Below are 13848 nucleotides of genomic sequence, written 5' to 3'. Positions count from 1 at the left end.
GCGGACCTCGCTGTCCGGTGCCACGGAGTCTCGCGTGCTGTCCGCGAGCCGGGGAACGTGTTGCTGGTGGCGACGATGTTAGCGCCAACAGGGTTCGCGTCAACCGGTTCGCGAAGTCCACCACCCCGACAGCCGTCCCCGGCGGCGGAGTCAGGGGTACGCTCCCGTCCGCCCCGGTTCCGGCACGACCGCGGGGCCCCCTCAGGAGGAGACGGCATGACCGGTGAGGTGGTGCGGGCTGCGCGGCGGAACCCGTCGCTGGCCGACGTCGCGAAGGTCGCGGGAGTTTCGTCCCAGACCGTCTCGCGGGTGGTCAACGGTCACGGGAACGTGGTGCCGGCCACCCGGGAGCGGGTGCTGGAGGCGCTGCAGACGGTCGGGTACCGCCCGAACGCCGCGGCGCGCGCGCTGGCCACCGGGCGGTCGCGCGCCCTGGGGGTGCTGTCCTTCTCGGTCTCCCGCCTCGGCGACGTCCGGTCGCTGTCCGGCATCGCGACGGCGGCCTCCCGCGCCGGGTACTCGATCAGCCTGCTGAGCCTGCACGAGGCGACGACCGGTGGGGTCGACGCCGGGATCGCGCACCTGAGCGGCCAGGAGGTCGACGGGCTGGTGATCATCGAAGCCGAGGTGCTGCGCTCGCCGGTGTTCGCCGTCCCGGGGAACCTCCCGCTGGTGGTCACCGACGCGGTCGCCTCCCCGCGCTGCCCGAACGTCGACACCGACCAGGCCGCGGGGGCGCGGCTGGCCGTGCGGCACCTGCTGCAGCTCGGGCACCGCACGGTGCACCACGTCAGCGGCCCGCCGAACAGCCGCGCGGCCCGCGAGCGCCGGCGCTCGTGGCGGGCGACGCTCGAGAGCGAGGGCCGCCCGGTGCCGGCCGAGCACGTGGGGGACTGGACCTCGGCGACCGGGTACCGCATCGGCCGGGTGCTGGCCGCCCGTCCGCGCGGGGAGGTGACCGCCGTGTTCAGCGCCAACGACCAGATGGCCCTGGGGGTGCTGCGCGCGTTCCACGAGGCCGGGCTGGACGTGCCCGGGGACGTCTCGGTCGTCGGGTTCGACGACGTCGAGGAGGCCGGGGACTACTGGCCACCGCTGACGACCGTGCGCCAGGACTTCGAGGGGGTCGGGGAGTTGTGCGTCTCCCTCCTGCTGGACCAGATCCACCGTCCGGACGCGCCGGCCGCCGGAACGCACCGGGTACCCGTGCAGCTCGTCGTGCGGTCCTCCGCCGCCCCGCCGCGGCCGTGAACGGTGCTCGTGCGGACACCGGGGTTCAGCGCAGCGGGCCGGCCAGCTGGACCTCGTCGGGGAACAGCCGCACCTCGTGCAGTTCGGCCCGCACGCGCTGCGTTCCCGTCCCGCGGTGCAGGACGAGCACCGTCCGGCCCTCGAAGGTCTCGAACAGCATCCCGTGCCCCGCGTCGCCGCCGACGAGGACGCCGCGCTGTTCCCAGTGCCCGGTGAGTTCACCGGTGCGGCTGATGGCCCACGTCTGGACGTACTCGGCACCGCCGGCGCGGTAGGACGACCACAGCGCCGCCAGGGCCCCGCCGGGCAGGCGCCGCAGTTGCGGCCCGTCGGTCACGTAGGGCGCCAGCGACGCCGTGCCCGGGGTCACCGACCGCTGCCAGGACGCCTCCGACCCGCGGAACAGGTGCACCGGCGGCCCGGCCGCGCGACTCAGGTCGTCCTGCAGCGGAACGGCTTCCACCGTGCCGTCGAGGATCTGGACCCACTCGTGCGCGTACACCATCCACGGCCGGCCGGCCCGGTCGACGTGCAACGTCCCGTCGAGGGTCATGAACTCCGCCGGCGGGACGGGACCGGAGGGGTCGAGCAGTTCGAACGGCCCGTCCGGGGAGTCCGAGACGGCCACCACGGTGCCGCGGCGCGCGGGGGCCAGCCGCCAGCGGGGGTCGTCGGTGCCCAGGACGAACGTCGTGCCGCCCTGGCGCACCGGTGGCAGGGCGTCCGCGGGCTGGTGCAGCGTGGTGAACAGGTGGTAGCGGCCGCGCCACAGGTGCACCTCCGGGGCCCACGGCGCCGCCGACGGATCGGCCCAGCAGTCCGCGGGCACGGTGAACACCGGCCGTGGTGCGGACCAGTTCCGCAGGTCGGTGCTGGTCCGCACCACCACACCGGGGTGTTCCCCGTGCGCGGCGGAGTACAACCGGTAGGTCCCGTCGTGCGCCACCGGCAGCACGAACGGGTCGTGCGCCGGGAACTCGGCGAGGGTTTCCAGGACGTCGTCGGCCACCCGGCGAGGTTACCGAGCCCGGGTCCGGTGCCGCAGCACCGAGGGCGGAACCACCCGTCGCCGGGACGAGTTCCCGCCGCGTCCACCGGCAGGGCTGCTGGTAGCTTGCCCACCCTGGGGACACGGCTGACCACGGTGGTCGGAGCCGGGACGAGGAGTCGCCGCCCGTGAACACGCACGAGACCGTCAGCCCGCCCGTCGGTGTGGTCGCCGCCCGGTACCGGCCGCCGGCCGGTTCCTCGGACGCGGGCCGGGTCGACCTCGACGGAACGTGGGGGTTCCGGCTCTTCGACACGGTCGACACCGGAGTCGCCCGCGACGACCCGGGCGCGGACTGGGACCGCCTCGAGGTGCCCGGGCACTGGCAGCTCGCCGGCGCCCCGGACAGCTGGCCCTACGGCACGCCCGCCTACTCCAACCTGCTGTTCCCCTTCCCGATCGAGCCCCCGTTCGTCCCGGACGCCAACCCGACGGGGGAGTACCGCCGCACGTTCACCGTGCCGGACGGCTGGCCCGCCGGTGGCCGGACGCTGCTGCGGTTCGAGGGGGTGGACTCCTGGTTCGAGGTCGCCCTGAACGGTGAGGTCGTCGCGGTTTCGCACGGTTCACGGTTGCCGACCGAGGTCGACGTGACCGACCGGCTGAGGTCCGGGGAGAACCTGCTCGCGGTGCGGGTGACGCAGTGGTCGGCGATGTCCTACGTCGAGGACCAGGACCAGTGGTGGCTGTCGGGGATCTTCCGCAGCGTCTCCCTCGAGCACCGCCCGGCGGGCGGGGTGGACCACGTGCGCCTGCACACCGGGTACGACGCCACGACCGGGCAGGGGACGCTGACGGTCGAGGTGGAGTCCGACGCGGAGGAGCCGGTCCGGGTCGAGGTGCCCGAACTGGGGATCGACACCGTTGCGGGGCAGTCCGTCTCGACCGCGGTCGAACCCTGGTCGGCGGAACGGCCGCGGCTGTACGACGTCGTCGTCACCGCGCCCGGCGAGCGCGTCGTCCTGGCCGCCGGGTTCCGGACGGTCAGCATCCGGGACGGGGTCTTCCTCGTCAACGACGCACCCGTGAAGCTGCGCGGGGTGAACCGGCACGAGTTCGACCCGCTGCGCGGCCGTTCGGTGACGCCCGAGCGGATGCTCGAGGACGTGCTGCTCATGAAGCGGCACCACGTCAACGCGGTGCGGACCAGCCACTACCCGCCGCACCCGCACTTCCTCGACCTGTGCGACCGGTACGGCCTGTACGTCGTCGACGAGAACGACCTGGAGACGCACGGTTTCCTCGAGGAGGGCTGGGCCGGAAACCCCGTCGACGACCCGGCCTGGGAGCCGGTGCTGGTGGACCGGGTCACCCGCACCGTCCGGCGCGACGCGCACCACCCGAGCATCGTCCTGTGGTCGCTGGGCAACGAGGCCGGCAGCGGGTGCAACGTCGCCGCGATGGTCCGTGCCGTCCGGACCCTGGACCCGACCCGGCCGGTCCACTACGAGGGCGACTTCTCCAGCGACGAGGTCGACGTGTACTCGCGCATGTACGCGCCCACCGAACTCACCGAGCTCATCGGCCGCGGCGTGGACCCCGCCCTCCAGCGCGCCGACGCCGACGCCCGACGCCGGGCCATGCCGTTCGTGCTGTGCGAGTACGCCCACGCCATGGGCAACGGCCCCGGCGGTCTGTCCGACTACGACGAGCTGTTCGACCGGTACCCGCGGCTCATGGGCGGTTTCGTCTGGGAGTGGATCGACCACGGCCTGACCCGGAAGGACGCCGACGGGACCCCGTTCGCCGCGTACGGCGGCGACTTCGGCGAGCTGTTCCACGACGGGACGTTCGTCGCCGACGGCATGGTCCTGCCCGACCGCACGCCCTCGCCGGCGCTGCGGGAGTTCGCGGCGGTCTCGGCGCCGGTGCGGCTCGACACGGCGCCCGACGGCGCCTCGCTGGTGGTCCGCAACCGGCAGGCGTTCCGCGGCACCGACCACCTGGCCTTCGAGTGGACCCTGCACCGCGGCCACGACGTCCTGGCCACCGGGACGCTGCCGGGCATCTCGCTGGCGCCGGGGGAACGGGTGACCGTCCGGCCGCCGGCGGACCTGCCGCTGCCGGCCGCCGGTCGCGACCCCCTCTGGTGGACGCTGCGCGCCGTGCAGCCCGAGGCCGACGCCCTGGACGAGTCCTGGGTGCAGACCCCGTTCACCGTCTCCACCGGGCAACTCCTCGTGGGCGCCCCCGTGCTGCCGCCGGTGGCCCACGGGCCGGCCCGCACCGTCGAGCGGGGTTTCGCGGTGGGGCCGGCGCGGTTCGACCGGGCCGGGAACCTGCGCGAACTGCACGGTCGGCGGGTCGCGGAGTTCCGCGTCGACGCCTGGCGCGCCCCCACCGACAACGACCGCCGGTCGGCGATGTGGGAAGGACCTTCGGACCAGAGCGTCTGGGAGCACAGCGGCCTGCACCTGCTGGCCGAGCGGAAGGTCGGCGCCGGCCTCGGGCCGGACGGCGAGTTCGTCGTCACCGCCCGCACCGCCGGGCCGCGCACCCGCAACGGGTTCCGCACGACGTGCACGTGGCGGGCGGTCGCCGACGACCCCGACGCGGTGGACCTGCACGTGCGCATCGACCCCGAAGGGCGCTGGGGAGCGAGCATCGCCCGCACGGGGTTGCTGCTGGCGCTGGAGGTCGCCGACGCGGACGCGACGACCGTCGACTGGAGCGGCCTGGGACCCGGGGAGTCCTACGCCGACTCCCGGCGGGCGGCGGTCGGCGGGGCCTGGCGGCACACCGTGGCGCAGTGGCAGACGAACTACACCCACCCGCAGGAGAACGGTGCGCGGCGCGGGGTGACCCACGCGGCCCTGGGCTTCGCCGACGGGACCTCCCTCGTCGTGGAGGCCGGCACGACCCGCCTGGGCGCGCGGTCGCTGACGGGGGTGGAACTGTCGTTGCGGCCGTGGTCGGACCGGGCCCTGGGCCTGGCCGCCCACCCGCACGAGCTGGTGCCGGACGGGTTGCTGTGGATGCACCTGGACGCCGCGCAGCACGGCCTGGGCAGCGCCTCCTGCGGGCCCGGTGTGCTGCCGAACGCCCAGCTGCACCCGGCGCCGGTGGAGCTGACGCTGCGGTTCGGGGTCTGACGCTCCTGCCTCAGGCGCCGGGGGAGGGCACGGCTTCGGTGCGGCCGCTGCGCAGCGAGGCCGTGGCGGCCTCGGCGACGGCCTGCGCGGCCAGGCCGTCGGCGAGGCAGGGAGTGGGCGGGACCCCGTCGCGGACCGCGGTCACGAACGCGTCCAGCGCCGCGGCGTAGGTGGGACGGACCCGCTCGAACCACCCCGGGTGCAGCCCGTCCTCGACGATCCGGCCCGCACCGTAGCGGGTCACCGAACCGTCGCGGTGCCGGCGCGATTCGGCCATCCCGGCCGAGCCGTGGACCTCGATGCGCTCGTCGTAGCCGTACGCCGTGCGCCGGGCGCAGTCGATCTGCACCAGCGCGCCGGTGGACATCCGCACGGTCGCCACCGACGTGTCGACGTCACCGTGCTCGGTCAGGCGCGGGTCGGCCAGCGCCGCGCCCAGGGCGGTGACCTCGACGGGTTCGGCCCCGGTGATCCAGCGGGCCAGGTCGAAGAAGTGCACCGCCTGGTCGCGCATCTGCCCGCCGGAGACCGCGATGTACGACAGCGGCGGCATCGACGGGCCGCGGCTGGTGAGCTGCACGAGTTCGACGTCCCCGAGCTCCCCGGAACGGACGACGTCGCGCAGGGCCGCGTGGTCGCGGTCGAAACGCCGGTTGAAGTCGACCATCGCGGGGACACCGCTGGCCGCGACGTGGGCGGCGACCTCACGGGCCCGGTCGAGGTCGAGGTCGATGGGCTTCTCGCAGAACACGGCCAGGCCCGAGTCCGCGGCCCGGCGCAGGTGCTCGGCGTGCGTGTCGGTGGAGGAGGCGATGAGGACGGCGTCGAAGCGCGAGGTGTCGAAGACGTCGTCCAGGCCGGCCAGCGTCACGGCGCCGTGCCGTTCGCCCACGGTGCGCGCGCGGTCGGCGTCGACGTCGAAGACCCCGAACTCGACGTCCGGGTGGGCCGCGAGGTTGGCGGCGTGGACGGACCCGATGAAACCCGCACCGATGAGGGCGACACGCATCGCTGGAACTCCTGGAACGACGGCAATGGACCGGTCCAACACTAGGGCCGCCGGCCACGGCGTGGCAACGTCCCCGGCGGTGGTCCCGCAGGCGACGGACGGCGGCCTCGACGGCGCCCTGCGGCGGGCGCTTGCGCGACCGGGTCGCGGTCCCACCGGCCTGGCAGTTCCCCGCCGTGGTCGTGGTCGGCCTCCTGCCGGGATCGACGTTCCGGGACCAAGGTCCCTGCTGCCTCCCGCCGCACGCCCGACGATGGCCTTCGCACCGGTCGTCGAGGGGAGCAGCCGTGGTCCACCGCCGTTCCGGTCCGCGCGTGTACGCCGGGGACGACGTCGTGGCCCTCCTGGACGGTTCCGCGCACGGCGCCCTCGCGGTCCACCTGGCGGCCGTGGAGGCGGCCGCGACGAACGCGTGCCTGCACGTGGAGGTGGTCGTCGAGACAGGCCCGGCCGGCCCCGACGGGCACGTGGACCCGGGCCGGGGCCACCCGTTCGCCCCGGGCGGGCACAGCGGTACGGGTACCGCGCACGAACTGCTCAACCGCGCCGAGCGGGCGCTGTCGCGCGGCTGGCCGGACCTACGGGTGCGTTCCTACGTCCGTTACGGCTCGGTCGCCGAGAACCTCGCAGCCGTCACCGCCTCGGCACGACTGCTGAGCCTGGGCGTGGTGGGGCGGCGGGAGTGGCGGCACCGGGTGGGCAGTTCGGCGGCAGCAGCCCTGGCGGCGGGGCGGTGCACGGTCCTGCTCGCGCGGGCCGGGTTCGGCCGCGGTGCTCCGGCGGGCGAGGTGCGTGCCCTCGCGCTGACGGCCGGGGCTCCGCAGGACCCGCAGTTCCAGGAGGTGGGGAACGCGCTCGCGGTGCACTGCGGAACGACGTTGCAGCTGCTCGACCTCGGGCCGCGCCGGTGGCGACGGCCGTCGCCGAACAGCCTGGCCGAGGCGGTGCCGAGCGACCTGTCCCAGGGGCCGGTCCCGGGTTTCGTCGTCGTGGACACCTCGGTGAGCCCCGGGGTGGCCGGTGTCGTGGCCGCGGCCTGAGCTGCTCGTCCGAGAGGTCGGGAGATCGGCACCCCTGGAACCCTCCGAGGGGGCGGACCGGGCCGGTGTCGCGTCCGTCAGCCGCAGGTCGCGATCGTGGTGCCGTCGTCCTCGACCGTCGCGGCGTACGCCTCGGAGTCCAGTTCGGGCCGGTAGCCGAGGTCGGCCACCGCGCGGCTGAGGTCCCAGTGGGTCCGGGTGTTGGCGGAGATGCCCGGGTACACACCGCACCGCACGTCCGTCTCGACGGCGCCGACGACCAGCCGGCGCAGGTCCGTCGGCCCGAGCCAGCCCGACAGCTGGCTGCGCTGCGTCGGTTCGGGCGTGGTGGCCCCCAGCCGCAGACCGATCGTGCTCAGACCCCGGCGGTGGCTGAAGGCGGCGGCCATCGCCTCGTCGAAGGCCTTGGTGGCCCCGTACTCGCAGCACGGTGCCGGCGCCCAGGTGGATTCGACCGGCGTCCGGCCCTCGGCCTCGTACCGGCCCATCGCGTGCACGGAACTGGCGTAGACGACGCGCCGGACACCGTGGTCGGCGGCGGCCTCGAGCAGGGCGGTGAAACCGTCGACGTTCGGTCCGCGCAGGTCGTCCCACGTCGCGTCGGGGCGGGGGTCACCGGCCAGGTGGACGACGGTGTCGACGCCCTCGACGGCACGGGCGAGCAGGTCACGGTCGGTGAGTTCGCCCGTCAGCACCTCCGCGCCGGTCTCCCCGGACGGGGTGGTGCGGTCCAGCAGCCGGACGGTGCGGCCGGTCAGACCGGGCAGGAGCTGGCCGGCGACCCGGCCGGCGGCGCCGGTGAGCAGCAGCGTGGGAGCCATGTCCGGATGCTGCCAGGACCGGGGGGACGCGGCGAGTCGTGGGTGTCCCGCCGCGCTCCCCCCGGGACCGGTCAGGAACCGCTCACGTCGGGTCGTGCCGGCGTGGGGGTGGACACGGGGTGCGCGTTGCGCAGCGCCCACTCCAGCGCGTGGTCGGCCACCTGCTCCCACCCGGGTGCGGCGCAGGTCCAGTGGTCGCGCTCGGGGTACTCGTGGAACGCGGTCAGCGCGGGCGACCCGCGGTACTTCGCGGCGTTCGCCCGGTTCACCGACGCGGGCATGATGTGGTCGCGGCCGCCGGCCAGGAACAGCAGCGGGGCCCGGTTCGCGGTGTAGTCCGGCCACGTGGCGCCGTGGCCGGGGGTGAAGTTCGCGAGCAGGCCGTACTCCCAGATCCACGACCCCGGCGCCGGGACGTGGAACTCCCGCCACACCTCGTCGGACTCGCTGCGCGAGAGGGTGTTGGTGAACGCGTAGTGGAACTGCGCCGGGGTGAACCCGAAGGCGCGGCGGCGGTTGGCCGGGTTCCGCAGCGCGGGGAACAGCGACCGCGCCTGGGACACCGGGGTGACCCGGACGCCCTCGGTCGGGGCGGAGTCGACGACGACGCCGGCCGCGCCCAGGCCGCGCGAGAGCAGCAGCTGCGTGAGGGTTCCGCCGAAGGAGTGCCCGACGATGACCGGTGGGCGATCGAGGGCACCGATGATCCCGGCCAGGTGGTCCACCGTCTGCGGGACGGTGAGCCGGGCGATGACGGACGGGTCGGCCCGCAGGGCCTCCACCTCGACCTCGAAACCGGGGTAGGCCGGCGCGATCACCCGCAGCCCGCGCCCGGAGAACCGGTCGACCCAGGGTGCCCAGCTGCGTGGTGTCATCCACAACCCGTGGACCAGGACGACGGTGTCCACGGGGGCCGCCTGGTCGGTCACGACTCCTTCCCCACCCGGTCGTGCAGGAACGACAGCAGGTCGGCGTGCAGGCGGTCGCGGGCCACGTCGGGCAGGGCGTGCGCACCGCCCTCGTAGACGATGAGTTCGGCGCCGTCCACCAGCTCGGCGGTCCGGCGCCCGCCCACGTCGAAGGGGACGATCTGGTCGTCGTCGCCGTGGATCACCAGGGTGGGGACGTCGACCTTCGCCAGGTCGGGGCGGAAGTCGGTCGCCGAGAACGCCGCGATGCACTCGTACGCGGCGCGGTGCCCGCAGGCCATGCTCTGCAGCCAGAAGGCGTCGCGGAAACCCTGGTCCACCGGGGCGCGGTCGTGGCCGAAGAACGGCCCGTCGGCCAGGTCGCGGTACAACTGGGCCCGGTCGTGCGCCTCCCCGGCCCGCAGGCCGTCGAAGACGTCCGCGGGAACCCCCTCGGGGTTGTCGTCCGTCTTCAGCATCTTCGGCGGAACCGCCGAGACGAGCACCAGACCGGCGACCCGCGAGGAACCGTGCCGGCCGACGTAGTGGACGATCTCGCCGCCACCTGTCGAGTGCCCGACCATCGTCACCCCGGACAGGTCCAGCGCGTTCACCAGCGCCGCGAGGTCGTCGGCGTAGGTGTCCATGTCGTTGCCGTCCCAGGTCTGGCTCGACCGGCCGTGACCGCGGCGGTCGTGGGCGATGGCCCGGAAGCCGTTCTCGGCCAGGAAGCGGGCCGTGGCCTGCCACGCGTCCGAGTTCAGGGGCCAGCCGTGGCTCAGCAGGACGGGGGCGCCCGTGCCCCAGTCGAGGTAGGAGATCTGGGCGCCGTCGTCGGTGGTGATCGTGGGCATGTGGTCCTCCTCGCGGGATCGGTGCACGCATGCTGTCCGATCCGTCCTGCCGTGAGAAGGGTGACCGCCGAGCAGGGCAGGAACTCGGCGGCCCTCCGGGGCGAGGCCGGCGGTGACGCTGCAGGACGCCACCGCCGGCTGCGCACGGGCCGAGGCTCAGGAGGCGCTGGCGGCGTTCATCGCGTCGGCGAACTCCTGCGGGGTCATCGCCAGGGCGAACAACTTCTCGATGTTCTCCAGCAGGGCGTCGGCGGCCGTCGGGGACAGGGCCTGGTCCCAGGACTGCTGGAAGCTCGAGGCCCCCGAGGCCAGGTCGTAGACGAACTGCAGCCACTCGGCGTCCTCGGAGGAGCCGAACCCGCTGTCCGAGCCGACGACGACGGGCACCGCGCCGGAGTCGATCCAGGCCTTCGTCGTGGCGTCGGTGACGATCCCCTCGGCGAAGAACTTCTTCGCCGCCGTCTTCGCCTCCTCATCGGCCCGGGCGGACATCGCGTAGTAGCCTGCGGGGTTGCCGACGCTGGCGGTGGGGTCCCCCTTGCCGCCTTCCACCACCGGGAACGTCGTGAACCCCAGGTGGCCGCCGGTCACGAAGTCGCCACCGTCGGTCTTCATCGAGCCGTAGGTCCACGACCCGTGGAGCATCATCGCGGCCCGGCCGGTGTACAGCAGCGCCTGGTCGGCGTTGGAGTCGGCGGTGATGGAGGCGAAACCGTTGACGAACCCGCCGGCCCGCACGAGGTCCTGCACCTTGGTCAGGGCCTCGATCGACTCCGGTTGCGACCAGCCGTCCGGCTGACCCTCGTAGATGGAGGTGAAGAGTTCCGCGCCGCCGATGCGGTCGTAGAGGTACTCCAGCCACATCATGTTGGTCCACCGCGACTGCCCGCCCAGGGAGAAGGGGGCGATGCCGGCGTCGAGGAAGACCGGCACCAGCGCCATCAGCTCCTCCCACGTGGTGGGCGGCTGGGCGCCGACCTGCTCGAAGAGCGTCTTGTTGTGGAACAGGACGATCGGGGAGACGACCTCGCACGGCATCGCGTAGATCTTGCCGTCGACGGTCGCTGCGGCGAAGGCGCTGGCGAACAGCTTGTCCTTGAGTTCGGCGTTCTCCTCGAAGAAGCTCGTCAGGTCCTCGACCTGGTCGTTGCCGACGTAGTCGCGCAGCCCTCCTCCACCCCAGGTCGGGATGATCGTGGGGGCCTGGTCGGCGCCGATCGCGGTGCGGATCTTCGCCTTGTAGGCGTCGTTCTGGAAGGACGAGAGGGCGATCTCGGAGTCGGGGTTGGCCTCGTTGAAGGTCTCGACGGCGCCGGTCCGGATGCCCTCGGCGGGTTGCCCGGTGAGGATCCACATGCTCGCCCCTCCGGCGGGGGCCTGGCCGGGGCCGGAGGATCCTCCGCAGGCGCTCAGCACGGAGGTGGCCAGCGGTGTGGCCAAGGCCAGGGCGACGAAGGAGCGGCGGGTGGTCGACGGAGCGCTCACGTGAATCTCCAGTGCAGTCAGTGGCGGTGGTGCGACCCTCGGGACGAAGGCGTTCTCCGGGCGGAGGCAGGTGGGGCACGGGCGCGTCAGCGCCGCGCACACCAGGGGATCTCCGCTCGACCCACTGCGCAGTCCGCAACGCTGGAGGACGACCGCACCGCGACTATATCGATACATCCCGAATGTGGGTAGGGGATGGCCGCACGTCCGGGCGGGGGAGAGGCGTGGAGAGAACGCGTACAGGTGGGTTGACAGCCGAAACATCTGACGTCTAGCGTCCGAACACGACACCGATCTGCTGCACTCGACGAGGAGGCACAGTCATGCCCTGTCCGGTTGCGCCAATCCGAACGGAGCACGGGCGGCTGACCCGCAGCGACGGCCTGTACGGCTCGAAACATCAGATCGATCGACAGGCAGTTGGAGCGCGGACGTGGCCCTGACCCCACTCCGGCCGGGCGTGACCGTCGGCCGGACCCGGACGAGCCCGGGGCGGTCCACGGCGCGTCGCAGCCTCCGCCGCCACTGGCAGCTCTACGTGATGCTGTCCATCCCGCTGCTCTGGTTCGTCGTCTTCAAGTACGTGCCGATGGTCAACGCCGTCATCGCCTTCAAGCAGTACAACGTCGTGGACGGCATCTGGGGCAGCGACTGGGTGGGGCTGGCCAACTTCCAGCGCTTCTTCGACAACCCGGTCTTCGGGCGGATCGTCTCCAACACCTTCCTGCTGTCCGTCTACGCCGTCCTGGCCGGCTTCCCGATCCCGATCGTCCTGGCGCTGGCGATCAACGAGGTGCGGCTGCGGTTCTTCGCCAAGACCGTGCAGCTCGTCACCTACGCGCCCTTCTTCATCTCCACGGTGATCATCGTCTCGATGACGATCCTCATCCTGTCGCCGCGGATCGGCCTGGTGTCCGACGTCTTCGGCTTCTTCGGCGCCGACGACCCCAACATCCTGGGCGACCCCGACGCCTTCCGGCACATCTACGTGTGGACCGACGTGTGGCAGACGGCGGGCTACTCGGCCGTCATCTACCTCGCGGCGCTGGCGGGGATCGACCCGACGCTCTACGAGGCCGCCCGCGTCGACGGCGCCAACCGGCTGCAGAAGATCCTCGCCGTCGACCTGCCGGGCATCGCCCCGACGGCCGTCATCATCCTCATCCTCGGTGTCGGCAACGTCATGTCACTGGGCTTCGAGAAGGCCTTCCTGCTGCAGAACCCGCTCAACCTGTCGCAGTCTGAGGTCATCGCGACCTACACGTACAAGGTCGGCCTCATCAACGCCGACTTCAGCCTGGCCAGCGCCATCGGCCTGTTCAACTCCGTCATCAACCTCGTGCTGCTGCTGACGGTGAACCGGGTCGCCAAACGAGTCACGGGGAGTGGTCTGTGGTGAGCGGGACGAGGACACAACCCCGGGAGCGGATCCACGGCCCCCAGCAGGTGGGTCGCGCGCGGCAGGTCAAGGACCCGGCCGTCGACCGGGTCTTCATGGTCGGCGTGTACGTGCTGCTGGTCACCGCCCTCGTCGTCGTGCTGGTCCCGCTGGTCTACATCGTGGCCAGTTCGTTCAGCTCCCCGGCGGCGGTCTCGGCGGGCCGGGTCTCCCTGTGGCCGGTGGAGCCCACCCTGCGCGGGTACGAGGTGGCCCTGTCGAACTCCGCCATCCTCCAGGGCTTCGCCAACTCGCTCTTCTACACGGTGGCGGGTGCGGCGATCAGCGTGACCCTGACGATCATGATCGCCTACCCGCTGTCGCGACCGGACCTGTGGGGCCGCAGGTTCCTCACGAAGTTCGTCGTCTTCACGATGCTCTTCGCCGGCGGCATCATCCCGACCTACCTCGTCGTGCAGGCCCTCGGCCTGCTCGACACCCGCGGGGCGCTGCTGCTGCCGCAGGCCATCGGCGTCTGGCAGGTCATCATCGCGGTCGCGTTCCTGCGCTCGTCCATCCCCGAGGAGCTGCACGAGGCCGCGCAGATCGACGGGGCCAGCGACCTGCGGATCCTGTTCACCGTCGTCCTGCCGCTGGCCAAACCCCTCATCGCCGTCATCGCGCTCATGTACGGCATCGCCCAGTGGAACTCCTACTTCGACGCCCTGCTCTACCTGCGCGACCCCGACCTGGCGCCGCTGCAGATCGTCCTGCGCAACATCCTCGTGCTCAACACGTCCGGGGGCAGCACCGACGCCGCCGCGATGATGGAACGGCAGCAGCTGGCGAACCTGCTGAAGTACTCGCTCATCGTCATCGCCACCGTGCCGCTGCTGCTCGTCTACCCGTTCGTGGCCCGCTACTTCACCAAGGGCATCCTCGTCGGCGCCGTCAAGGGCTGA

11 protein-coding genes are annotated in these 13848 nt (G+C 72.7%); 5 read left to right on the top strand and 6 right to left on the bottom strand.

Annotation, left to right across the window (positions count from 1 at the left end):
• The first annotated feature begins 216 nt into the window (after nt 1-216).
• Nucleotides 217-1251, top strand: coding sequence for a LacI family DNA-binding transcriptional regulator (locus ACRYR2_RS07645; protein ID WP_432562244.1), 1035 nt, complete (start codon nt 217-219; stop codon nt 1249-1251).
• A gap of 25 nt (nt 1252-1276) precedes the next feature.
• Here the strand turns inward: ACRYR2_RS07645 and ACRYR2_RS07640 are convergent, their stop codons facing one another.
• On the bottom strand, nt 1277-2260 hold the full coding sequence (locus tag ACRYR2_RS07640) for a glycoside hydrolase family 43 protein (protein ID WP_432562243.1): 984 nt from the start codon (nt 2258-2260) through the stop codon (nt 1277-1279).
• Nucleotides 2261-2427: 167 nt separating this feature from the next.
• Between ACRYR2_RS07640 and ACRYR2_RS07635 the strand changes: the two genes are divergently transcribed.
• Entirely contained in the window at nt 2428-5391 is a 2964-nt protein-coding gene (locus tag ACRYR2_RS07635; protein ID WP_432562242.1) for a glycoside hydrolase family 2 TIM barrel-domain containing protein, read from the top strand.
• A gap of 10 nt (nt 5392-5401) precedes the next feature.
• On the opposite strand, the gene ACRYR2_RS07630 is transcribed toward ACRYR2_RS07635, so the two are convergent.
• Nucleotides 5402-6400 (bottom strand): Gfo/Idh/MocA family protein, encoded by a 999-nt coding sequence (locus ACRYR2_RS07630; protein ID WP_432562241.1) that lies wholly within the window; start codon nt 6398-6400, stop codon nt 5402-5404.
• A 287-nt stretch (nt 6401-6687) separates the two neighbouring features.
• Between ACRYR2_RS07630 and ACRYR2_RS07625 the strand changes: the two genes are divergently transcribed.
• Nucleotides 6688-7440, top strand: coding sequence for a hypothetical protein (locus ACRYR2_RS07625; RefSeq protein WP_432562240.1), 753 nt, complete (start codon nt 6688-6690; stop codon nt 7438-7440).
• A gap of 77 nt (nt 7441-7517) precedes the next feature.
• On the opposite strand, the gene ACRYR2_RS07620 is transcribed toward ACRYR2_RS07625, so the two are convergent.
• From ACRYR2_RS07620 to ACRYR2_RS07605, 4 genes are all read right to left on the bottom strand, one after another.
• Nucleotides 7518-8261, bottom strand: a complete 744-nt coding sequence (locus ACRYR2_RS07620; RefSeq protein WP_432562239.1) for an NAD-dependent epimerase/dehydratase family protein — start codon at nt 8259-8261, stop codon at nt 7518-7520.
• A 71-nt stretch (nt 8262-8332) separates the two neighbouring features.
• Nucleotides 8333-9190, bottom strand: coding sequence for an alpha/beta hydrolase (locus ACRYR2_RS07615; protein ID WP_432562238.1), 858 nt, complete (start codon nt 9188-9190; stop codon nt 8333-8335).
• Nucleotides 9187-10023: an alpha/beta fold hydrolase gene (locus ACRYR2_RS07610; protein WP_432562237.1), complete on the bottom strand. Its 837-nt coding sequence runs from the start codon at nt 10021-10023 to the stop codon at nt 9187-9189. Before ACRYR2_RS07610 ends, ACRYR2_RS07615 begins: the two co-directional genes overlap by 4 nt.
• 156 nt (nt 10024-10179) lie before the next feature.
• A complete protein-coding gene (locus ACRYR2_RS07605) occupies nt 10180-11508 on the bottom strand; it encodes an extracellular solute-binding protein (protein ID WP_432562236.1) in 1329 nt (442 codons plus the stop codon).
• A gap of 460 nt (nt 11509-11968) precedes the next feature.
• Between ACRYR2_RS07605 and ACRYR2_RS07600 the strand changes: the two genes are divergently transcribed.
• Nucleotides 11969-12907 (top strand): ABC transporter permease, encoded by a 939-nt coding sequence (locus ACRYR2_RS07600; RefSeq protein WP_432562389.1) that lies wholly within the window; start codon nt 11969-11971, stop codon nt 12905-12907.
• Between the two features lie 95 nt (nt 12908-13002).
• Nucleotides 13003-13848 carry a carbohydrate ABC transporter permease gene (locus ACRYR2_RS07595; RefSeq protein ID WP_432562388.1) on the top strand — a complete coding sequence of 282 codons (846 nt, stop codon included), beginning with the start codon at nt 13003-13005 and terminating at the stop codon, nt 13846-13848.

The organism is Kineococcus deserti (assembly GCF_050871945.1).
Classification (GTDB): Bacteria; Actinomycetota; Actinomycetes; order Actinomycetales; family Kineococcaceae; genus Kineococcus.
This window is presented reverse-complemented; position numbering and strand designations above follow the sequence as displayed.

Excerpts from the sequence above, each read along its gene's own strand:
- ACRYR2_RS07645 (WP_432562244.1), top strand. The coding sequence starts at position 217 with ATGACCGGTGAGGTGGTGCGGGCTGCGCGGCGGAACCCGTCGCTGGCC.
- ACRYR2_RS07595 (WP_432562388.1), top strand. The coding sequence starts at position 13,003 with ATGGTCGGCGTGTACGTGCTGCTGGTCACCGCCCTCGTCGTCGTGCTG.
- ACRYR2_RS07620 (WP_432562239.1), bottom strand. The coding sequence starts at position 8,261 with ATGGCTCCCACGCTGCTGCTCACCGGCGCCGCCGGCCGGGTCGCCGGC.
- ACRYR2_RS07610 (WP_432562237.1), bottom strand. The coding sequence starts at position 10,023 with ATGCCCACGATCACCACCGACGACGGCGCCCAGATCTCCTACCTCGAC.
- ACRYR2_RS07630 (WP_432562241.1), bottom strand. The coding sequence starts at position 6,400 with ATGCGTGTCGCCCTCATCGGTGCGGGTTTCATCGGGTCCGTCCACGCC.